The sequence below is a fragment of the Streptomyces sp. NPDC058985 genome (assembly GCF_042740985.1).
GTDB lineage: Bacteria > Actinomycetota > Actinomycetes > Streptomycetales > Streptomycetaceae > Streptomyces.
The window spans coordinates 156,147-174,697 of record NZ_JBHYJX010000012.1 but is presented as its reverse complement, the minus strand read 5'-3'; the positions used below and the strand labels follow the sequence as shown (position 1 = coordinate 174,697).

The window sequence follows — 18,551 nt, the reverse complement described above, 5'->3', positions numbered from 1 at the left end:
ACCAGCAGCGGTGGGCGGAAGGATGACGCCATGGCGGCGGTCCCGTCTCAGCCGTAGAGGCCGCGTCGGCCGAGGGTTTGCTCCGGGGTCGCGCCGGGGCGCGTCCACTGGGGAACGGGGCGGCTGTTCGGGCCCCAGGTGGCGTTGCCGTCCGCGTCAGAGCGCCACGAGTAGCAGGGCTCGCCGCCCTCCGGCCAGCCCTCGGGCTTGTCCTCCCAGGCCTCGCCACGGCCGTACGGCGTCATGTCGAGCAGGCCGAGGGAGCCGTTGACTCGCTCGTTTCCGCGGCCCGTCGTGGAGTAGGTGAGGAAGACGCGGTCGCCCTCGCGCAGGTAGGAGGTGAGGTAACCGGTATCGCCGCCGGCCGGTCCCTCCACGCCTCGGATCGAGTACCAGGGCTGCGTGTAGCCCATGAACTCGACGTAGGCGGCCACCTCTTCCCAGCGGCCCGTGGTCACGACGGCGAACGAGACGCCGCGGGCGTTGAGGTAGACGGGGTCCTTCAGGTGCCAGACCGTGGTGGTGCAGCCCTCGCACTGCCCCTGGTGGGGTGCGCCGTCGTACCACATGTGTTTGTACACCACGAGCTCGTCGCGGCCCTGGAAGAGGTCCAGGAAGGGGACCGGGCCGTCGGGTCCGACGACCTCGACCGTCCCGTCGAACTCGACCATCGGCAGCCGGCGACGGGCCGCCGCGAGGGCGTCCCCCGCGCGAGTGTGTGCCTTCTCGCGGACCAGCAGCTCGTCACGGGCGGCCTGCCAGGTGGCCTGGTCCACCACGGGCGGACGGCCGTACGGCGCGGTGGTCGGGTCACTCGGCGTGTGCGTCATGGCATCCTCCGTGGTGTCTCGTGCCGGGCGGCGCCGCGCGCGGGGCTACGACGCTCACCAGGTTCAGACTCGTGCCGCGGCCGGAACTCATCGCGGGGTGCCGTTCACCAGGCTCATGGGCGCACCGGCCGACTACACAATGGCGGTCGCTGACCCCGCGGTCCCGTGGTGGTCACAGCACCGTCGCCACGAGGCGGCGGGCATGGGCGGCGTCGAGGCCGGCCGGGCGGAAAAGGATGCGGTACATCAGGGGGGCCACGACGTGGTCGACGACCGTCTCGGTGTCGGGCGTCCGCTCGCCGCGCGCGGTGGCGCGGGCGAGGATGACGTCGATCTGCCCGGCGGCGTAGGCGGAGCACTGCCCGGCGTTGCTGCCGTCCGGATCGCCGAGCAGGGCGTCGCGGATGTAGGCGCGGCCGGAGGGAGAGGCCATCTCGTCCAGGAACTGCTCCGCCCACGCGGTGAGGTCGGCGCTCAGGTCACCGATGTCCTCGGGTGCCGTCTCGGGGCGCAGCCGCTCGACCGCCACGTCGGAGAGCAGTTCCTGGAGGTCGCCCCAGCGCCGGTAGATCGTCGACGGCGTCACACCGGCGCGCTGGGCGACCATCGGGACGGTCAGGGCGTCCCGGCCCACTTCCGAGGCGAGTTCGCGTACGGCGGTGTGGACCGAGGCCTGGACTCGGGCGCTGCGCCCGCCGGGGCGCACCATCGGGCGACTCATGACCCCAGCCTAAAGCAAACGTGTTGCGTCTACGGGCCTGATCCGCGTCGCTCATACCACCGGCGCCGGCTTGCGGGCGGGCATGGTCGCCTCGTACGCACGACCCGCCCGCAGCAGCACGCTCTCACCGAAGGGCCGGGCCATCAGTTGCATGCCCACCGGCAGGCCCGCGGAGTCGTGGCCGACCGGAAGGGACAGAGACGGCAGCCCGGTGATGTTGGCCGGGGAGGACAGCCGCACATAGGCGTCGGAGAGATTCTCGACGGTGCCGTCGGGCCAGGTGACGGTCTCGCTGCCGGCGGTCGCGGCGGTGGCCGGGACCGTGGGGGCGGCGACGACGTCGACCTTGTCCAGCAGGCGGGCCCAGGCCTGCCGCATGAGCGTGCGGGCGCGCTGGGCGCGCACGTAGTCGCCGGCGGGCATGAGTTCACCGGCTTCGAGGAGGACGCGGACGTCCGCCTGGTACAGCTCGGGGACCGTACGCAGGGTCCGTTCGTGGTAGGCGGTGGCCTCCGGCACCATCAGCCCCCAGTGGGTGGCCTGGACGTGGCGTGCCATCGGGATGTCGACGTCGACGAGTTGCGCGCCGAGGTCCTGGAGCCGGGTGATCGCGCGCCGTACGGCCGCCTCCACCTCCGGGTCGACGTGGTCGAAGTAGTAGTTGCCCGGCACTCCGACGCGCAGTCCGGTCACGTCCGTGCCCGCGTCCGGCCGGTGGTCAGACCGCGGTGCGGGCACCGAGGCGGGGTCGCCGGGATCGTGTCCGACCAGCGCCGGCAGGACCAGGGCCGCGTCCTCCACGGTCCGGGTGACGGGACCGACGTGGTCCAGGGACCAGGACAGTGAGGTGACGCCGGTGCGGGGGACGAGGCCGTAGGTCGGCTTGAGCCCGACGACGCCGTTGAGCGCGACGGGCACCCGGATGGATCCGCCGGTGTCGGTTCCCAGGGCGAAGGTGGCGGCACCGGCCGCGACGGCGACGGCGGATCCGCCGCTGGAGCCGCCGGCGATCCGGTCGGGGTCCCAGGCGTTGCCGGTCTGCGGGGTGGTCAGGCCGTAGGCGAACTCGTGGGTGTGGGTCTTGCCGACCAGGACGGCGCCCGCCGCCGACAGACGCGCGGCCACGGTGCTGTCGCTCGGCGCGCTGTGGCCCGCGCGGACCCGGGAGCCGGCGGAGGTCGCCGTACCGGTGACGTCGATCAGGTCCTTCAGCCCCAGCGGGATCCCGTGCAGCGGGCCCCGGTGGCGTCCGGCCGCCATGTCGTCCGCCGCCCGGTGGGCGGCGCGGCGGGCCTGCTCGCCCATAACGGTGGCGTAGGCGTTCAGGTGCGGCTCCACCTCGTCGATCCGGTCGAGGACGGAGTCCACCAGTTCGACCGGCGACAGCCGTCGCGATCGGATCGCGTCGGCGGCGGCGGTCAGGGTCAGTTCATACGGTCGCATCGGGCTTCTCCTCCCCCGCGCGGTAGGCGGGTGCGGGCGGGGTGTTCCCGAAGTCGATCTCCCGGAGGACGGCGACCACGGAGTGGATGTGGTCGGCGGTGGCCGCGACCTCGTCGAGGCGGTCGGCCGGAAGCGGGAGCCCTGCGCGGGCAGCCCAGCGGTACGCCTCGGACGGCGTGAGTGCATCGGCGGACACGACGTTTCTCCTGATCGGGTGGAGGACGAGTGATGAGTGCAACGGGCGCGCATCTGCGCCAAAAGCCAACTCTTTGCTTTAGTCGACCCTAGGGCCTACGGTTCTTTAACGCAAACACATTGCTTTTAGCCTGCCCGGGTCTCAAACCGCCCGGACACCGACCGAAGGACCCGATCGACCATGCCGACTCCCTCCTGGACCGTGGGCGACATCACCGTTCACCGCGTCGACGAAACCCCCCTGCCGCCCGCGACCGGCCCCTGGCTGCTGCCCGGCGCGACCACGGAGGTCGTCTCACAACACCCCTGGCTGCACCCCGACTTCGCCGCCCCGGACGGCACCCTGCGCCTCGACAGTCACAGCTTCGCCTTCGCCGTGGACGGACTGCGGGTCCTCGTCGACACCGGCATCGGCAACGGCAAGGAGCGGGCCAACCCGGCCTGGCACAAGCTGCGTACGGACTTCGTCGAACGCCTCGCCGCCGCCGGATTCCCCCCGGACTCCGTCGACCTGGTGGTCCTCACCCACCTGCACGCCGACCACGTCGGCTGGAACACGCGCGAGGTGAACGGCGCATGGATCCCCACCTTCCCCAACGCCCGCTACGTCACCTCACGGGCCGAGCGGGAGTTCTGGGCCGCGTACGACATGGAGGAGGCCCGTCGGCAGATGTTCCGCGACTCCGTGGTCCCCGTCGAGGAGGCGGGCCTGCTCGACCTCGTCGAGGTGCCGGGCGAGGGCGTCGGAATCACACCGAGCCTGCGCCTGGTCCCCACCCCGGGCCACACCCCCGGCCACGTCGCCGTCGAGCTGACCGCGCGGGGGCGGACGGCGCTCATCAGCGGCGACTGCGTCCACCACCCGGTCCAGCTCGCCCGTCCCGGGATCGGGGCCTGCGTGGACATCGACCCGGAGCAGGCCGAGGCCACGCGCCGCCGGCTGCTGGGGGACCTCGCCGACACGGACACGCTCCTGCTCGGCACCCACTTCGCACCGCCCACCGCAGGCCGCGTCCGCACCCACGGGGACGCCTACCGACTGGCACCGGCGACGTAGCGGTCGGCGGGGTCGGGCGGGGGTGGTTCGCCAGGACGGTCTCTTGTGGTGACTCGGAAACCGTAGGAGAGTATGGGCGAATGGGTTCCAAACAGCTGCTCAAGGGACTGCCCGAGGACGCCGACCTCAGGCGCGCGGACTCCCTCGCCCGGGAGATCTTCTCCGACGTCGCCAACAAGTGGGCGCTCCTGATCATCGAGGCGCTCGGTGAACACACCCTGCGCTTCAGCGAGTTGCGGAACGAGGTCGAGGGCGTCAGCCACAAGATGCTCACGCAGAACCTCCGCATGCTGGAGCGCAACGGCCTGGTCGAGCGGACGGTGCACCCCACCGTGCCGCCGCGGGTCGAGTACACCCTCACCGAGCCGGGGCGGGCGCTGCGCGCCACGGTCGACGCCATGTGCAGTTGGACCCAGCAGTACCTCGGCCACATCGAGGACGCACGCGGTCGCTTCGGCGGCTGACGGGCGCCAGGGGGAAGGGGCAGGCCGATGAAGGCGGTGGTCCAGGAGCGCTTCGGCCCGCCCGAGGTGCTGCGGGTCGAGGAGATCGACCGGCCCCGGCCGGGGGACGGTCAGGTCCTGGTACGGGTGCGCGCCGCCTCGGTGAACCCGTACGACTGGCACATGATGCGCGGGGACCCGTTCGCGGCGCGGCTGACGGGTGGCATGGGGTTCAGGCGTCCGAAGAGCCGGGTGGCGGGCATCGACGTCGCCGGGGTGGTGGCGAGTACCGGCGCCGGTGTGGACGGGCTCCGCCCCGGCACCGAGGTGCTGGGCTTCTGTCCCGGTTCCTTCGCCGAGTACGGGTGCGCCCCCGCCGGGCTGCTGGTGCCCAAGCCGACCGGCCTCACCTTCGAGCAGGCCGCCGCCGTACCGATGGCCGCGGTGACCGCCCTGCGCGGCGTCCGGACCGTGGGGCGGGTCCGGTCCGGGCAGCGGGTGCTGGTCAACGGAGCGGGCGGCGGCGTGGGGACCTTCGCCGTGCAGATCGCCGCGGTGCTGGGCGCCGAGGTCACCGGAGTCTGCGGCGCCGGCAACGCCGATCTGGTGCGTTCCCTGGGCGCCGCGCACGTCGTCGACTACACGCGACAGGACTTCACCGGCGGAGGGGTTCGCTACGACGTGATCCTGGACAACGTGGGCAACCACCCGCCCGGCCGGCTGCGCCGGGCGCTCACCCCCACCGGGGTCCTGGTGGCCAACGGGGGCGGGTCGCCCGGCCGGGTCTTCGGCGCGATCGGCTCCATGCTGAGGGTGACGGCGGCCAACGCCTTCACCCGGCAGCGGCTGGGTCCGATCCTCCCCGCGACCCCGGCCGGACCGGCGCGCGCGGACCTGCTCGCCGTCACCGCCCTCGTCGAGGCCGGGCAGGTGGTCCCCGTGGTCGGCCGGACGTACGCGCTGGCCGACGCGGCCGACGGGGTACGCCACGTGGAGGGGGGCCACGCCCGCGGCAAGACCGTGATCACCGTGTCCGGCGGCGACGTCAGTGGAACCCCGTCCGGTCCGCCGTGACCTCGATGGTGTCCTTCACCATCGCCAGGGCCGCCCCCGTCGGACTCGACCGTCCGCCGCTCACGGTCACGTCGCCCGCGTCCGGACAGCCGAAGACCACGGCCTTCTCCGGCCCGGTGAGCGCGTGCAGCGGATCCCCTGGTCCCGTCTCCTCCAGGCGTACGTCCACGAGGAGGGGCCGGTCCAAGGAGGCGACGGCGACCGCCCGCAGGCGACGCGAGCGGGAGGCCGCGCCCAGGGCCGCGCCGGCAGTGGCCTCGTCCACGGGCTGCGCGCGCACGCGCACCGACGCCGGGTCCCAGCCCCAGGCCAGTGCGGCCAGCAGCCGTACCTTGGTGGCGGAGTCCGCGCCGGACAGGTCGGCCGACGGGTCCGCCTCCGCGATCCCGCGCCGGCGCGCCTCGCCCACCGCGTCGTCCAGCGAGTCGCCCTCGGCGAGGCGGTCGAGGACGAAGGTCACGGTGCCGTTCGGGCAGGCGCGGACGGTCCGGCAGCCCATGCCGCGCAGGGCGGTCCGCGACAGGTCGCCCGCGGGCAGCGCCGCCCCGGTCGCGCCGGAGATCCTGATCATGCTCCGTCCGGCGCGGGCCGCCGCGTCGAGGTCTCCCCAGTGGGCGAGCAGGTGGCTCTTGGTGGCCGTCACGACGTGGACGCCCCGGCGCAGCGCGGTGACCGCCTCGGCCGCGGCGAGCGCGCGCAGTTCGGGCGAGGAGGGCAGCGCCTGCGCGAACACGGCGGCGCCGGTCCGGTCGAGCGTCTCCTCCAGTGGCTCCGGCGGGTCCCAGGACGGGCGCGGTGGCACCGGCTGCCCGTCGTCTCCCAGCAGGCACTGGCCCGAGCTCGCGCGGACGGCGCGGACCACGGGGCGTACGCCGTGCCGGCGGGCGAGTCCGTCCCCGTGCCCGGCCAGGTGGTCCACGTACGCCCGGCCGACCGGGCCGTATCCGGAAAGGACCACGCCGGTCCGCGTCGCTTCGCCCATCGGTCCGGGCTCCTCTCGCCTCATGCCGCCGGTCCGCCGAGTGGCGCCCGACCCGGATGAGATCACACCATCGGAAGGGTGACGGCGCGAGGGCCCGACCGGCCCGGGCCGCCCGAACCGAATCGAACGAACCGAGGTGAGGACCGTTGGCGACCGATTCCGTGCGGTACCCGGGTGCGATCGTGCCCGTCGGGCACGTGGAGCCCGTGCCGCGCCGTGTCCGTGGGCTGATCGGCGGCCGTGCCGTCTTCGACACGCGGCGTGCGCTGTACGTCTGGGAGTGGCCCCCGTATCCGCAGTTCGGCATCCCGTTCGACGACCTGGCCGAGGGGGTGGTGCTGACCGCCGACGGGGAGACCCGGACCCTGGGCGCCTGGCGCGCCCGGCGCCACTCCCTGCGCTTCGGGTCCGAGGTCCGCGAGGCGGCGGTCTGGGTCTGGGACGACGAGGCGCCGGAGCGGGTGCGCGGCACCGTCCGCTTCGCATGGGAGGCGCTGGACGACTGGTTCGAGGAGGACGAACCGGTCTTCGTACATCCGCGGAGCCCGTACTCGCGGGTGGACGCCCTGCGCTCCTCCAGCAGCGTCCGCGTGGAGCTGAACGGAGAGGTGCTGGCGGACGCACCGCACTGCGTGACCCTGTTCGAGACGGGCCTGCCCACGCGCTACTACCTCGACCGCGCGTACGTCGACTGGACACGGCTCCTGCCCTCGGACACGGTCACCCGCTGCCCGTACAAGGGGACGACGAGCGGCTACTGGTCCCTGCGCTCCGATCCCGGGGCCCACCCGGACCTCGTCTGGGCGTACGACTTCCCGACCGCGCAGGTCCAACGGATCGCCGGCCTGGTCGCGTTCTACGGCGAACAGGTCGGCCTCCGCGTGGACGGGAGGCCGGCCTGACGACCGGGTCAGTCCGCCCGCCCCTCCCCCGTGCCGCGCAGGTCCACGACGGTGGCCGCGAAGGCCAGCGGGCCGGGGAGCAGCGGGATCAGTACGGGTATCGACCAGGCGAGCAGCGCGGCCAGCACCACCGCCGCGGCCAGCAGCAGGGTGCCGCGGGGGCCCGCGACGGAGCGCAGGAGGCCCTCGCGCGGCGAGAGCCGGTGCGGGGCCGGCAGTGCGGTGGTGCGCAGGGCGACCACCGCAAGGCCGAGGGTGAGCAGGACCAGCGCCGGGGCCATGAGGCCCGCTCCGGGCAGGCTGCCGCGGATCAGCGCCGCGTCGACCAGCAGGGCGACGGCCAGCAGCGGTACGGCCAGACCGCCGGCGAGCGAGCCCGGTGTCAGGTGGGCGCGCAGGTGCCCCAGGTAGCCGCCGGTCCCGAAGGGCGTGCCGTCCTCCGCGGCCCGGCGCAGGGTCGCGGACGCGGCGGCGAAGGCGGCCGGCGCGGTGACGACCGGAAGGCAGGCGACGGTGGTGAGCACACCCACCAGGAGGACGTCCGCGAAGAGGGTGAACCCGGCCGGGAAGACCTCCCCGGGTTCGCGGCGGTCGCCGGGCGGCAGGGTCGGTGCCTGGGTCATGGTGTCAGCCCTTCAGTCCGGAGGTGGCCATGCCCTGCACCAGGTAGCGCTGGAAGACGAAGAAGAACAGCACGATCGGCAGCACGGAGATCACCGACATCGCGAACATGGGCCCGTACGCCGAGGTGCTGGACTGGTCGACGAAGCTGCGCAGGGCCAGGGTGATGGTGAACTTCTCCGGGGCGAACAGGTAGATCATCTGCGTGAAGAAGTCGTTCCACGTCCAGATGAAGGTGAAGATCGCCGTGGTGATCAGCGCCGGGCGGCTCAGCGGCAGCGTCACCGACCAGTAGGTGCGGAAGGCGCCGCAGCCGTCGATGCGGGCGGACTCCTCCAGCTCGCGCGGCAGTCCGCGCATGAACTGGACGATGAGGAAGACGAAGAACGCCTCCGTGGCCAGGAACTTCGGCAGGATCAGCGGCCAGTAGGTGTCCACCATGCCGAGCCGGTTGAAGATGATGTACTGCGGGATGAGCACGACGTGGTGCGGAAGCATCAGTGTCGCCACCATGAAGGCGAACATCACCTTGCTCATCCTGAAGCGCAGCCGGGCGAACGCGTAGGCGGCCAGCGAGCAGGAGAGCACGTTGCCGGCCACCGCGCCGCCGGCGATCAGCACGGTGTTCCACAGCAGCCGGGTCACGGGGACCCCGGACACGCCGTCGAGGGCGGTCGTGTAGTTCGACCACTCCAGGTGGCTGGGCCACAGGTCGAGGCTGGTCACCACCTCGTCGGCCGGTTTGAGTGACGTGGCGAGCAGCCAGGCCAGCGGGTACAGCAGGACGAGCAGGCCCACGACGGCGATCGTGTGCGGGATCCATCGCCTGGTGGTGAGGTTCATCGTCCCTCCTCGTCCGCGTAGAAGACCCAGGACCTGGACGTCCTGAACAGGATCAGGGTGATGACGCCGATGGCGATGAGCAGCAGCCAGGCCATGGCCGCGGCGTAGCCCATGTGGGAGGCGGTGAAGCCGCGTTCGTAGAGGTAGAGCGTGTAGAACATGGTCGAGTCGGCGGGGCCGCCCTCGCCGCCGCTGACCGCGAAGGCCGGGGTGAACACCTGGAAGGACTGGATCATCTCCAGGACCAGGTTGAAGAAGACCACCGGGGACAGCATCGGCACGGTGACGGAGACGAACTGCCGCCAGCGGCCCGCGCCGTCCAGCGCCGCCGCCTCGTACAGCTCGGGCGAGATCTGCTGGAGGCCGGCGAGGAAGATCACCATGGGGGCGCCGAACTGCCACACGGTCAGCAGGACGATGACGTAGACCGCGAGGTCGGGGTTGCCGACCCAGCCGCCGGTGTCGATGCCGACGGTGCCGAGGATGTCGACGACCGAGCCGCCGTCGTTGAACAGCGCGCGCCACACCAGGGCGATCGTCATGCTCGCCCCGAGCAGTGAGGGCGCGTAGAAGGCGGAGCGGTAGAAGGCGCGGCCCCGGCCGAGGTTCTTCAGGAGCATCGCCGCCCCGAGTGCGAGGAGCAGCTTGAGCGGGACGGCGACCACGACGTACAGCAGCGTGGTGCCGACCGACCGCCAGAACCGGGGGTCCTCGGTGAGCATCTCCTGGTAGTTGCGCAGGCCCACCCACTGCGGCGGGTCGAACAGGTTGTAGTCCGTGAAGGACAGGTAGAGCGACACGGCCATCGGCACCAGCGTCAGCACCGCCGCGCCGAGCATCCACGGTGTGAGGAACACATAGGCGGGCCACTGCTGTTCGCGGCGGCGGGGGCGCCGGCGTCCGGCCGGCGGCCGTGACCGAGCCGGGCGGTCGGCGCGTGCGGGCGCCCTGGTCGACACCGTACTCATGACCGCAGCTCCCGTTCGGCCTCGTCGATGAATTCCCGCGCCGCCTCACGTGGGGAGGTCAGGTCGTACATCACGCGGTGGTAGGCGCGCTTGAAGGCGGTCTGGATGGCGACGTCGCCCCGCGGCGGTGCGGGGGGCGGGGCGTCCAGACCGTACTTCTCCATCGTCTGCGCGTACTCGTAGATCTCCTTCTCCGCGCCTTCGAGGGTCTTGGCGACGCGGGCGGCGATCTTCCGGTTGGGGGGTGTGGAGCGGGTGAAGCCGAGGATGTCTCCGGCCCGCTCGTCGTTGAGCAGGAAGTCGACCAACTCGGTTGCTTCCTCGGGGTGTTCGCTGTTGGCCCCGACCCCGAGGAGCATGGAGGGCTTGAAGTAGGCGCCCTGGCGGCCGTCGGCGGTGGGGACGGGCGCGAAGTGGACCTGGTCGCCGAGGAGTGCGGGGTACCCGGGGAAGGGCGCGTCCCAGGTGAAGTCGGCGGCGGCGAGCCCGCGGCCCATGGGCGACAGCTCGGTGGTGCTGGCCTGCGAGGTGTCCTCGGCCTCGGCGACGACACCTTCCTCGCGCAGCTTGTCGCAGAAGGTCCAGAACTCGGTGAGGTCGTCCTCGGTGAAGCCGAGTTCGGTCTGGCTCTCGTAGAGCTTTCCGCCGCGGCTGCGCAGCCAGTCCTCGAAGATGTCCTCGTTGACACCGTTGTCGTTGGCGCCCACCATGTCGCGTCCGTCGGGGGACTTCAGCCCGAGGGCGGCGATCTTCCGGTTGGCCTGTGCCCACTCCTCCCAGGTCCAGTCGGGCTGGGGGGTGGGGATGCCGGCCTTCCGGTAGACCGTGGAGTCGTAGGCGTAGCCGGTGATGCCGCGGCCCATCGGCAGGGCGTACTGCTTGCCCTCGAACATGCCCGTGCGGACGAACTCCTCGTCCATCTCGGCGGTCCGCATCGTGCCGTTCTCGACGGCCTCGCCCAGCGGCAGGAGCGCGCCACCGCCCGCGTACTGGGAGATCTGCCGGTAGTCGAGCTGGGCCACGTCCGGGATGCCGCCGCCCGCGGCCTGGGTGGCCAGCTTCTGCATGTACGAGCCGAAGTCCGCGTTGGAGGTGCGGACCTCGACACCGGGGTGTTCCTTCTCGAACAGCTCCACCGCCTTCTTGGTGCGTGCGGCGCGGTCGTCGTTGCCCCACCAGGAGAACGTGAGGGTGACGCCGCCGGACGACACGTCACCGGAGGAGGAGCACGCGCTGAGCGATGCCGTCAGTGCGGTACTGAGACCGACGGCGGCGGCGGCCAGGACGGCCCGGCGGCTCAGAGGCCGGCGCCGGCCGCTTCGGGGCTCGGGCATGGGTGCCTTCCCAGGGTTGCGAGGACGGGTGGACGAGGACGGGGGGGACGAGGGCGGCGGGACGAGGGCGGGGTCGGGGCGAGGCGGCGTGGGCCGGGTTCGCCGCGATGCCGCAGGAGGCGGCCGGTGGGGTGCCGGGGTGGGCGCCCGGTCAGATGCCGGGGTAGACGGCCAGCCGGCCGCACATGCCGAAGCGGCCGCTCGCCCCGGGGCCGGTGGCGGACACCCGGGCCTCGGCCAGATGCCCGTCGTCCTTGCCGCGCAGGGCGTCGATGTGGGCCCGGGTGGCCTCGGCGGCGGCGTGCGCGCCGTCGAGCCACCGCTGTTCCCAGTCGTCCAGGCGGGGCCGCACCAGGTCGGCCGCCGCCCGCTGGAACGCGGCCAGGGGCTCCGGGTCGCCGTTCTCTGCCGCCTCGCGCAACTCCAGGAAGCGCCGCGTCGCCAGGTCACGGCGGGCGCGGGCGATCCGCGCCTGCTCGGCCTCGGGGGCGTCGGCGGGGATGCGGACGGCGTCGGCGTACGTGCCGGGGTCGGTGAGCAGGTCCTGGGGCAGGGTGAGCACCGCGTCGCCCGCCTCGGGCAGTCCGCTGTTCTGCATCACGACGGTGATCTCGAGACCGCCGTCGTTGACCAGGCGGTGGATCGTGCCGGGCGTGAACCAGGCGACCGTGCCGGGCTCCAGCGGGGTCTCCCGGAAACCCGAGGTGGTGAGGGTCTGCACGGCTCCCCGGCCCGCGGTGACCACGTACCCCTCGCTGCACGTGAGGTGCAGGTGCGGGGTGCCTCCGCCGGGCAGTCCCTCGACGGTCGGCCAGTCGTACACGGTCAGCCGGGACACGCCCACCGCGCCGGGGAAGCCGTCGTACGCCGTGCTCACCACGTGAGTCCCTCCAGGTGTGCGGCCACCTGTGCGCGGTCCCAGGCGCCGTCGGCGACGACCACGCGGTAGGCGCGCGCGAGCGTCTCGCCGGGCGGGAGGACCAGCTCCTCGTGGAACGCCCAGGACGGGGCGACCGCGGCGAACGGGTCGCTGCGCACGAACCAGTGCGCCGGGTGCGTGCCCTTCTCTCCCAAGTGGTCGTTGGAGGGCGCGTGCTCGAAGACGACCGTGGCGTGGCCGTCCCGTCCGTCGTGCTCGCCGACGTAGGCGAGCCACGGGGACTGGGTGCCCATCAGGTCGCCGTCGTGGGCATCGCCGGACTCGGCGGACTCGGCGGACTCGGCCGTGAAGACCCGGCCGTCGCGGAAGGCGCGGGGGCCCCGCCAGAAGAGGCCGGTGTATCCGGCGGCGGGACGGCCGTGCGTGGTGGGACTGCCGAACCGCAGGTCCTCGTCGCGCCGGTTGGTCACCGCCGACGTCCAGGTGAGCGTCCAGCTGCCGGTCCCGGTGTCGACGTCGCGCACCTCGACGCGGCGCTCCTCCTCCGCCCACAGTTCGCCGTCGTGCGGGTGCCAGGTCAGCCGCTCGGCGATGACGGCGCGGTCGCCCGAGGCGCTGACCTCGTCGAAGGACACGTGGGCCATCGAGCCGACCTTCTCGGGCAGGGCGAGGTAGCCGTCGCCGTGCACGTAGGTGTTGCCGCCCCACAGGTTCTGGCCCGACAGGTGGGAGGCGGTCAGCTGGAGCCCCTTGTGCCAACGGTGGTCGTTGGGCCGGTAGTCGGTGACGAGGCCCCCGGAGAGGGTGCGGACCGGGTGCAGGTACGGCTTCGGCGCCTCCCAGCCGGCCTCGGGCCGGTACACGTACGAGAACAGCTCGGTGCCGGCCGCCCCGTGGGCCACGGTGATGCGGTCGCCGTGGGCGTGGGTCAGTGAGAGCGTCATGCGTGGTCCTCTTCCTCGCGGGTACCGGCGGCCGGCGCCCAGCCGGGGGCGCCGCCGTGCAGGTCGGTGTAGTACGGGTCGCCGGGGCCGATGTCGCCCGCGCGCACGGTCGTGTCGGTGAACGCCGACTTGTACAGGGCGGTGATCAGCTCCAGCGTGCGACGGCCGCCCGCGCCGCTGGTCGCGTGGCGCCGGCCGTTCCTGATGTCGTCGACCAGGGCGCGCAGCTGGGCCAGGTGCGAACTGGGTTCGTCGGCGCCGAAGTCGCGCCAGGCCGCCGCGGTCTCCTCGGGGACGCCGGGCGCGGGGATGATGCGCCAGTCGGCGTTGCGGTAGCCGTACAGGTGGGTCACCTCGACCGTGGCCAGTTCGCAGTCGATGCGTATCCGGCTGACCTCGTCGGGGCTCAGCACGCTGTTGACGAGGGTGGCGACGGCTCCGTCGGCGAAGCGGACCAGGGCGGTGGAGACGTCCTCGGTCTCCACGTCGTGCACGAGCCGGGCCGCCATGCCGCGCAGTTCGGTCCACGGGCCCATCAGGTCGAGGAGCAGGTCGGTCTGGTGGATGCCGTGGCCCATGGCCGGGCCGCCGCCCTCGGTGGCCCAACGGCCCCGCCACGGCACCGCGTAGTAGGCCTTGTCGCGGTACCAGGTGGTCTGGCAGTGGGCCACCAGCGGCCGGCCCAGCGCACCCCCGCGCAGCAGGGCGCGGACGTGCCGTGCGCCCGAACCGAAGCGGTGCTGGAAGACGATGGAGGCGTAGGGCGCCGCGTCGTCTCCCGGCTCGGCCGCCTCGACGGCGTCGTAGTCGGCCAGCGAGGGGCAGGGCGGCTTCTCGCACCACACCCAGGCACCGGCCCGGAGCGCGGCGACGGACTGGTCCCGGTGCACGGCGGGTGGGGTGCACAGCACGACGAGGCCGGGACGCACCTCGGCCAGCATCGCGTCGAGGTCGGTGGACGCGTGCGCGATCCCGTACTCGTCGGCGAACGCGCGCACCGCGTCGCCGTTCACGTCCACCGCGGCCACGATCTCCACCTCGCCGTCGGCGGCCAGTTTCCGCAGGGCGGGCAGGTGACTGGACCGCGCGATGGATCCCGTACCGACCACCGCCGTACGCAGTGGTGCGGGCGAAACGTGCGAAGACATGCGGACCCTCTCGTGAGCCGGACGGGCGAGCACTGCGGGCACAGGGGTGATGTGCTGATGTGGGGACGGCGCCGGATACGGGTCACCGGGCGGCAACCCGCTCGTAGCAACCGCTTGCTATCGTGTTCCAACGTTGTAACCGCCGTGCGTCCGCAAGGTCAACCCTCTGTCCGGAAAAGGCTCGACGTCGTTTCCGGCGTCCTGACAAGTGGGGCCCGCGGGGGCATAATCTGCGAAAACGTGGATGAGGGGGACGGACAGTGGCCGCGGCGACACTCAAGGACGTGGCGGAGCGCGCAGGGGTGTCGATCAAGACGGTGTCCAACGTTGTACGTGGCGTCCCGCGGGTGTCGGACTCGACCCGTGCGCGGGTGCTGCGGGCGGTGGACGAGCTCGGCTACCGGCCCAATCCCTCGGCCCGCAGGCTCCGTACGGGCCGCAGCGGTCTGATCGCGCTCGTCGTACCCGAGCTGGCCACTCCCTACTTCGCCGAACTCGCCCACCACGTGCGCAGGGAGGCCACCCTGCTGGGCCTGACCGTCCTGACGGAGGAGTCGCTGGGGGACACCGCCGAGGAGCTGCGTCTGGCCAACGGGGTGGGCGCGTCGCTGCTCGACGGCGTGATTCTCTCCCCGCTGCGGGCCACCCCCGACGAACTCGCCGCCGTCACGGACGAGTTCCCGCTCGTCCTGCTCGGTGAGCGCACCTACGGACGGGACCGGGTCGTCGCCGACCACGTCCTCATCGACAACGTCGCCGCGGCCCGTGACATCACCGCCCACCTGATCGGGCTGGGGCGGGGCCGGATCGCCGCGATCGGGGTGGACCACCAGGGCTCGGCGACCAGCCGGCAGCGTCTTGAGGGGTACCAGCAGGCCCTGCACGCCGCCGGACTGCCCTTCGATCCCCGGCTGGCGCCCCGGGTGGAGGGGTTCGACCGCCGCGACGGCCTGCTGGCGATGCGCTCCCTCGCCTCCCTGCCGGCCGCCGAACGGCCCGACGCGGTCTTCTGCTTCAGCGACCTGCTGGCGGTCGGCGCGCAACGCGCGTTGTACGAGGCCGGCCTGGACATCCCCGGGGACGTGGCGGTGGCCGGCATCGACGGCTCCGAGGAGGCGCGGTACAGCACCCCCTCCCTCACCTCCGTGGTCCCCGACAAGGCGGCCATCGCCGCACTGGCCGTCAAGTGCCTGGCGGCGCGCATACGGTCGCAGGCACCGCTGCCGTTCGAGGTTCATGTGGCGCCGCACTGGCTGGAGGCCAGGGAGTCCACACTGGGCGGGTGTCACGCGGTCCGCGCCTGAGCCGTCCGCATGATCGTGAGGGCAGAAAACCTTGCCCTCACCGCCGCGCAAGGGCGCTCGACGAGACCATGAGCGCCCCGACTCGCGCTCCTAGGCTCTGCGACCATGGACATCCCGAGACGCCTCGTCGAACTGAAGCGGGCCGCCGAGGCCGCCGACAACCGCTACCGGAGCAACTCCGGTGAGAACGCGACGGTCGCCCTCGCGGTCTGGTCCGACGCCACCGCCGCTCTGGTCCACGGCATCACGGCCTACGCCGAGGAACAGGGCGCCTCGCGCCAAGAGGTGGAACGAGCCGTGGAGCGTGCGACGCGGCCGCACACCACCGCGGACTGACGGCTTCCCCAGTCCGCACCGCACCCGGTCCGCACCGCACCCGGGCCACGACGACCCGGCGCACCGCGAGCCCGCGTCAGTCGTCGTGGGCGGCCGGGAGGTCGGCCTCCCACCCCAGGGGGTGCGGCTCGGCGACGTCGGAGGCCGGCGCCGGGGGCTCCGCTCCGGCCTGGTTGAAGGCGGCGAGGGCCTCGATGAGCGCCATCCGCTGCACCGGGGTGAGCTTCTCCACGATCGCCGCGATCTCGGAACGCCGGCGGGCGGTGACGTGCTCGACCGTGCGGGTGCCCTCGTCGGTGAGGCACAGCATCGTCTCCCGCCGGTTGCGCGGGTTGTGGTGGCGGGCGGCGAGACCCGCCGCGATCAGGCGGTCCACCATGCGCATGGCGGTGGACGGCGCGACCTGCAGCTGTTCGGCGAGCGTGACCAGTTTGGTACTGCCTCTCGTCGCGAGCACCACCAGCATGCGGAACTGCGGCAACGTCACCCGCTCCTCGACCGCCGCGAGGGACCGTGCGGACACCGCGACCAGCAGCCTTGACGCGGTCAGCACCTCTCGGGTGACGGCATCCACGTCGTCGGTGCTGCCGCGTGCGGGGCTCTCGTGCTGGGTCATATCCCTGTTCTACCGTGCCGCGCTCTCCGGTCTCCCGGCGCGGGGGGGGGGGGTCACCGGGGCGACGTCACGGAGCGACAACATCTGGGGATCGGAGCCGACTCGTCCCGCCGAAAGCACATTTAGCCTGTGCAAAACTTCGGGCGATGAATCACTTCTCGCACGAGCACGAAGGCCACACCCGTCCGCCCCCGCCCACGGGATGGCGCCGGACCATGGCCCGAACGCCCATTCTCCTGTTCCGGGCCGGTCTCGGCCCGCTGCTGGGCAGACGCCTGCTGCTCCTGCACCACACGGGGCGGCGCTCCGGACTGGACCGCCGAGTCGTGCTGGAAGTCGTGGAGTACGAAGCGGACTCCCGGACCTGGACCGTGGCCTCCGGTTTCGGCCCGGACGCCGACTGGTACCGCAATCTGCGCGAACAGCCGAAAACGGTGGTCCAGTTCGGCAACCGCCACCATGCCGTCACCGCGCGCTTCCTCTCACCGGACGAGGGTGCCCCGGTCATGGAGCGGTACGGCCGGCGCCATCCGCGTACGGCGCGCCGGCTCTGCGCCTTCATGGGCCTGCCCGTGGACGGAAGCGCTCCGTCCCTGCGCGGTGCGGGACGCGCGATCCCCTTCGTCCGCCTCGAATCGGGACCGGCCCCCCGCGACGACGCGGACCGCCGCGGCACCGGCGACACGAGGGAGGACTGACGTGCCCGACCGGATCCCCGCGTCGGTGTGGCACAAGTTCCTCACGGACAACGAGGAGGCCATACGGCGGTCCGCCCCCGTGGAGCCCGCCGCCCGGGACCGGGCCGGTTCACGTGGAGACGAACCCGAGGAGGCCCCGACGGCCGTCGGTGACCTCTGGCAGGACCACACGCCGCCGCCCACGCCGTGGCGGGACCTCGACCGCCGCATGCGACTGCGCCGGGCCGGGCGCTTCCTCGGTGCCGCCGCCGCGCTGGCCCTGCTGCTGGCGCTCTTCTCCTGCCTGCCCGAGGCTCCTCCGGGGCTGCCCGGCGACACGGACGCCACGGCACCCGCGCAGCAGGCGACCGCCGAGGAGGCCCCGGGGGCGGAACCGCTCCCCGGACCGCCGGGCCCCACAGGTGTCGGCGGGACGTAGCCGTGCGTCTCACTCCCCCGACCCGGGGGCGAGCACGGAGACCTTCGCCTTGGAGGCGTTGCCGGACACCGGCACCTCGCCGCCCTTCCAGTCCACGGTCAGCGGGTCGCGCTCGTTCGGCGGCGTGACCAGGAGGGAGGCGGGGGTGGCCGTCTTGGCGCCGCTGATCTCGGGGTTGGAGAAGGAGAGCCCCGCCCACGCGCTGGCGCCCGGCTTCAGCGTGATGGTGCCCGGGCTGCCGGACGTACGCTCCGGATCGCTGCCGACCTGCTTGCCGTCCGCGTCGGTGAACGCCGCGCCGGGGTAGCCGCGCAGGGTGCAGGTGTGCCCGGAGGTGTTGGTGAACACCACGGAGAAGTTCTCCTGTCCGGCGCCCGGGTGGTTCGGCCCGACGGAGGCCCGCAGTTCCGAGGTGTGGCAGCGCTCGGTCGTCGTACCGCCCGCGGACTTCGTGGAGTCGGACCCGGAGCGGGAGGGATCCGCCGGCTTCGCGGAGTCGGAGGCGGGCGTCTCCCCGGCGGCGTCACCGTCCGGGGACGCACTGCTGCCGGGGGTCTCACCGCCCTCGTCCGTCTCCATCGGGGCGGCCGTGCCCGCGACGGCCTCGGGTGCGTCCGCGCCGTCGTCGCCGGAGCCGCACGCCGTGAGCAGTCCCAGCGCGGCACTCGCGCTCGCCAGCACGACGGCCGTCCGGAAGGTCCGCGATGTCTGCGCCATGTCCGTCTCCCCTGATCGCTTGCCGCACCGGCCGGTGCGGGCCTGCGGCGCCCTGTGCGCCGTCAGGTGATGCGATG

At 72.8% G+C, this 18,551-nt stretch carries 22 protein-coding genes; 8 read left to right on the top strand and 14 right to left on the bottom strand.

Features of this window, described 5'->3' with window-relative positions; all coding sequences use genetic code 11:
- Positions 1-47: 47 nt before the first annotated feature.
- The 4 genes from ACFW01_RS14275 to ACFW01_RS14260 all read right to left on the bottom strand — a co-directional run bounded on the left by ACFW01_RS14275 (position 48) and on the right by ACFW01_RS14260 (position 3,190).
- Positions 48-830 carry a DUF899 domain-containing protein gene (locus tag ACFW01_RS14275; protein ID WP_234957776.1) on the bottom strand — a complete coding sequence of 261 codons (783 nt, stop codon included), beginning with the start codon at positions 828-830 and terminating at the stop codon, positions 48-50.
- Between the two features lie 172 nt (positions 831-1,002).
- Complete coding sequence (locus ACFW01_RS14270) at positions 1,003-1,551, bottom strand: TetR/AcrR family transcriptional regulator (protein ID WP_234957777.1); 549 nt, start codon at positions 1,549-1,551, stop codon at positions 1,003-1,005.
- Between the two features lie 51 nt (positions 1,552-1,602).
- A complete protein-coding gene (locus ACFW01_RS14265; protein ID WP_384503736.1) occupies positions 1,603-2,994 on the bottom strand; it encodes an amidase in 1,392 nt (463 codons plus the stop codon).
- Positions 2,981-3,190: a hypothetical protein gene (locus tag ACFW01_RS14260; RefSeq protein WP_384503734.1), complete on the bottom strand. Its 210-nt coding sequence runs from the start codon at positions 3,188-3,190 to the stop codon at positions 2,981-2,983. Before ACFW01_RS14260 ends, ACFW01_RS14265 begins: the two co-directional genes overlap by 14 nt.
- Positions 3,191-3,370: 180 nt before the next feature.
- Between ACFW01_RS14260 and ACFW01_RS14255 the strand changes: the two genes are divergently transcribed.
- From ACFW01_RS14255 to ACFW01_RS14245, 3 genes are all read left to right on the top strand, one after another.
- Positions 3,371-4,246, top strand: a complete 876-nt coding sequence (locus tag ACFW01_RS14255; RefSeq protein WP_234957780.1) for an MBL fold metallo-hydrolase — start codon at positions 3,371-3,373, stop codon at positions 4,244-4,246.
- Positions 4,247-4,326: 80 nt separating this feature from the next.
- The gene (locus ACFW01_RS14250; RefSeq protein WP_384503732.1) at positions 4,327-4,710 is read left to right on the top strand and encodes a winged helix-turn-helix transcriptional regulator; all 384 of its coding nucleotides are present in this window, start codon (positions 4,327-4,329) and stop codon (positions 4,708-4,710) included.
- A gap of 27 nt (positions 4,711-4,737) precedes the next feature.
- Positions 4,738-5,763, top strand: a complete 1,026-nt coding sequence (locus ACFW01_RS14245; RefSeq protein ID WP_384503730.1) for an NAD(P)-dependent alcohol dehydrogenase — start codon at positions 4,738-4,740, stop codon at positions 5,761-5,763.
- Here the strand turns inward: ACFW01_RS14245 and ACFW01_RS14240 are convergent.
- The gene (locus tag ACFW01_RS14240; RefSeq protein WP_384503728.1) at positions 5,735-6,745 is read right to left on the bottom strand and encodes a homoserine dehydrogenase; all 1,011 of its coding nucleotides are present in this window, start codon (positions 6,743-6,745) and stop codon (positions 5,735-5,737) included. The genes ACFW01_RS14245 and ACFW01_RS14240 overlap by 29 nt on opposite strands.
- A 146-nt stretch (positions 6,746-6,891) precedes the next feature.
- On the opposite strand from ACFW01_RS14240, the gene ACFW01_RS14235 reads away from it, so the two are divergent.
- A complete protein-coding gene (locus ACFW01_RS14235) occupies positions 6,892-7,647 on the top strand; it encodes a DUF427 domain-containing protein (protein WP_384503726.1) in 756 nt (251 codons plus the stop codon).
- 8 nt (positions 7,648-7,655) lie between these two features.
- Here the strand turns inward: ACFW01_RS14235 and ACFW01_RS14230 are convergent, their stop codons facing one another.
- The 7 genes from ACFW01_RS14230 to ACFW01_RS14200 form a co-directional block, all read right to left on the bottom strand.
- A complete protein-coding gene (locus ACFW01_RS14230; protein ID WP_384503724.1) occupies positions 7,656-8,270 on the bottom strand; it encodes a hypothetical protein in 615 nt (204 codons plus the stop codon).
- A 4-nt stretch (positions 8,271-8,274) separates the two neighbouring features.
- Positions 8,275-9,111, bottom strand: a complete 837-nt coding sequence (locus tag ACFW01_RS14225) for a carbohydrate ABC transporter permease (protein ID WP_384503722.1) — start codon at positions 9,109-9,111, stop codon at positions 8,275-8,277.
- Complete coding sequence (locus ACFW01_RS14220) at positions 9,108-10,079, bottom strand: carbohydrate ABC transporter permease (RefSeq protein ID WP_234957787.1); 972 nt, start codon at positions 10,077-10,079, stop codon at positions 9,108-9,110. Before ACFW01_RS14220 ends, ACFW01_RS14225 begins: the two co-directional genes overlap by 4 nt.
- Positions 10,076-11,413, bottom strand: a complete 1,338-nt coding sequence (locus ACFW01_RS14215; RefSeq protein WP_384503720.1) for an ABC transporter substrate-binding protein — start codon at positions 11,411-11,413, stop codon at positions 10,076-10,078. The genes ACFW01_RS14220 and ACFW01_RS14215 overlap by 4 nt, the downstream gene beginning before the upstream one ends.
- A gap of 151 nt (positions 11,414-11,564) precedes the next feature.
- Positions 11,565-12,293 carry a cupin domain-containing protein gene (locus ACFW01_RS14210; protein WP_234957789.1) on the bottom strand — a complete coding sequence of 243 codons (729 nt, stop codon included), beginning with the start codon at positions 12,291-12,293 and terminating at the stop codon, positions 11,565-11,567.
- Positions 12,287-13,237, bottom strand: a complete 951-nt coding sequence (locus ACFW01_RS14205) for a PmoA family protein (protein WP_384503718.1) — start codon at positions 13,235-13,237, stop codon at positions 12,287-12,289. Before ACFW01_RS14205 ends, ACFW01_RS14210 begins: the two co-directional genes overlap by 7 nt.
- Positions 13,234-14,385: a Gfo/Idh/MocA family protein gene (locus tag ACFW01_RS14200; protein WP_234957791.1), complete on the bottom strand. Its 1,152-nt coding sequence runs from the start codon at positions 14,383-14,385 to the stop codon at positions 13,234-13,236. The genes ACFW01_RS14205 and ACFW01_RS14200 overlap by 4 nt, the downstream gene beginning before the upstream one ends.
- Positions 14,386-14,645: 260 nt before the next feature.
- On the opposite strand from ACFW01_RS14200, the gene ACFW01_RS14195 reads away from it, so the two are divergent.
- Both ACFW01_RS14195 and ACFW01_RS14190 read left to right on the top strand, forming a co-directional pair.
- Positions 14,646-15,689 carry a LacI family DNA-binding transcriptional regulator gene (locus ACFW01_RS14195; protein WP_384503716.1) on the top strand — a complete coding sequence of 348 codons (1,044 nt, stop codon included), beginning with the start codon at positions 14,646-14,648 and terminating at the stop codon, positions 15,687-15,689.
- 105 nt (positions 15,690-15,794) lie between these two features.
- Complete coding sequence (locus ACFW01_RS14190) at positions 15,795-16,025, top strand: hypothetical protein (protein WP_234957793.1); 231 nt, start codon at positions 15,795-15,797, stop codon at positions 16,023-16,025.
- 76 nt (positions 16,026-16,101) lie between these two features.
- On the opposite strand, the gene ACFW01_RS14185 is transcribed toward ACFW01_RS14190, so the two are convergent.
- Positions 16,102-16,641, bottom strand: a complete 540-nt coding sequence (locus ACFW01_RS14185) for a MarR family transcriptional regulator (RefSeq protein ID WP_234957794.1) — start codon at positions 16,639-16,641, stop codon at positions 16,102-16,104.
- 215 nt (positions 16,642-16,856) lie between these two features.
- Between ACFW01_RS14185 and ACFW01_RS14180 the strand changes: the two genes are divergently transcribed.
- Together ACFW01_RS14180 and ACFW01_RS14175 are read left to right on the top strand one after the other, a co-directional pair.
- A complete protein-coding gene (locus tag ACFW01_RS14180) occupies positions 16,857-17,339 on the top strand; it encodes a nitroreductase family deazaflavin-dependent oxidoreductase (protein ID WP_384503713.1) in 483 nt (160 codons plus the stop codon).
- Between the two features lies 1 nt (position 17,340).
- Positions 17,341-17,757: a hypothetical protein gene (locus ACFW01_RS14175; RefSeq protein ID WP_384503711.1), complete on the top strand. Its 417-nt coding sequence runs from the start codon at positions 17,341-17,343 to the stop codon at positions 17,755-17,757.
- A gap of 9 nt (positions 17,758-17,766) precedes the next feature.
- Here the strand turns inward: ACFW01_RS14175 and ACFW01_RS14170 are convergent, their stop codons facing one another.
- The gene (locus tag ACFW01_RS14170) at positions 17,767-18,474 is read right to left on the bottom strand and encodes a DUF4232 domain-containing protein (protein WP_234957797.1); all 708 of its coding nucleotides are present in this window, start codon (positions 18,472-18,474) and stop codon (positions 17,767-17,769) included.
- Positions 18,475-18,551: the final 77 nt, after the last annotated feature.

Coding starts and splice junctions, on each gene's coding strand:
- ACFW01_RS14275 (WP_234957776.1), bottom strand. CDS start 830: ATGACGCACACGCCGAGTGACCCGACCACCGCGCCGTACGGCCGTCCG.
- ACFW01_RS14270 (WP_234957777.1), bottom strand. CDS start 1,551: ATGAGTCGCCCGATGGTGCGCCCCGGCGGGCGCAGCGCCCGAGTCCAG.
- ACFW01_RS14265 (WP_384503736.1), bottom strand. CDS start 2,994: ATGCGACCGTATGAACTGACCCTGACCGCCGCCGCCGACGCGATCCGA.
- ACFW01_RS14255 (WP_234957780.1), top strand. CDS start 3,371: ATGCCGACTCCCTCCTGGACCGTGGGCGACATCACCGTTCACCGCGTC.
- ACFW01_RS14250 (WP_384503732.1), top strand. CDS start 4,327: ATGGGTTCCAAACAGCTGCTCAAGGGACTGCCCGAGGACGCCGACCTC.
- ACFW01_RS14245 (WP_384503730.1), top strand. CDS start 4,738: ATGAAGGCGGTGGTCCAGGAGCGCTTCGGCCCGCCCGAGGTGCTGCGG.
- ACFW01_RS14240 (WP_384503728.1), bottom strand. CDS start 6,745: ATGGGCGAAGCGACGCGGACCGGCGTGGTCCTTTCCGGATACGGCCCG.
- ACFW01_RS14230 (WP_384503724.1), bottom strand. CDS start 8,270: ATGACCCAGGCACCGACCCTGCCGCCCGGCGACCGCCGCGAACCCGGG.
- ACFW01_RS14225 (WP_384503722.1), bottom strand. CDS start 9,111: ATGAACCTCACCACCAGGCGATGGATCCCGCACACGATCGCCGTCGTG.
- ACFW01_RS14220 (WP_234957787.1), bottom strand. CDS start 10,079: ATGAGTACGGTGTCGACCAGGGCGCCCGCACGCGCCGACCGCCCGGCT.
- ACFW01_RS14215 (WP_384503720.1), bottom strand. CDS start 11,413: ATGCCCGAGCCCCGAAGCGGCCGGCGCCGGCCTCTGAGCCGCCGGGCC.
- ACFW01_RS14205 (WP_384503718.1), bottom strand. CDS start 13,237: ATGACGCTCTCACTGACCCACGCCCACGGCGACCGCATCACCGTGGCC.
- ACFW01_RS14200 (WP_234957791.1), bottom strand. CDS start 14,385: ATGTCTTCGCACGTTTCGCCCGCACCACTGCGTACGGCGGTGGTCGGT.
- ACFW01_RS14190 (WP_234957793.1), top strand. CDS start 15,795: ATGGACATCCCGAGACGCCTCGTCGAACTGAAGCGGGCCGCCGAGGCC.
- ACFW01_RS14185 (WP_234957794.1), bottom strand. CDS start 16,641: ATGACCCAGCACGAGAGCCCCGCACGCGGCAGCACCGACGACGTGGAT.
- ACFW01_RS14180 (WP_384503713.1), top strand. CDS start 16,857: ATGGCCCGAACGCCCATTCTCCTGTTCCGGGCCGGTCTCGGCCCGCTG.
- ACFW01_RS14170 (WP_234957797.1), bottom strand. CDS start 18,474: ATGGCGCAGACATCGCGGACCTTCCGGACGGCCGTCGTGCTGGCGAGC.